1 protein-coding gene is annotated in these 536 nt (G+C 69.6%); it reads left to right on the top strand.

From position 1 onward, the window contains the following. Positions 1-37: 37 nt before the first annotated feature. Positions 38-536: DoxX family protein (locus tag A5694_RS21370; RefSeq protein WP_234787952.1), on the top strand; the 499-nt coding region annotated here is incomplete at its 3' end.

The raw sequence follows: 536 nt of genomic DNA on the forward strand, positions 1-536 counted from the left end.
CACCGCGCAGGCAGCTTGCCTTGCTCCAGGAGGCCAAGTGTTGATGCGCAGAATCGCCCGTCCACTGCTTGCGGCCGCGTTTGTCGGTCAGGGGGTGGAGTCCTTGCGTCGCCCGCAGCAAGCCGGCCAGACCGCCCGCCCGGCGTTCGAGGGACTCAAGCAGTTGCCGGACGAGGTGGCGGCCAAGGTGCCCTCCGACGTTGAAACGTTCGCCAAAGCCAATGCGCTGGTGCAGATCGGCGGCGGTCTCTTGCTGGCCAGCGGCAGGATGCCGCGGGTTGCGGCGGCGGTGCTGGCCTGCACGGTCATTCCGGGCAGCGCAGGCGGCCACCTGTTCTGGACGGAACCCGACCCGCAGCGCAGGGCCCAACAGCGCCAAGCGTTTTTGACCGACGTCAGCCTCATCGGTGGGCTGATGATCGCGGCCTCGGACACCGAAGGAAAGCCCTCGCTCGGTTGGCGGGCCCGGCGTGCCGCGCGGCACGCCTACGAACGGGCGGCCACGGCTCTACCCACGACCTCCGGTGATGCGGTGC

It is taken from the genome of Mycolicibacter sinensis (genome assembly GCF_001667945.1).
Taxonomy (GTDB): Bacteria; Actinomycetota; Actinomycetes; order Mycobacteriales; family Mycobacteriaceae; genus Mycobacterium; species Mycobacterium sinense_B.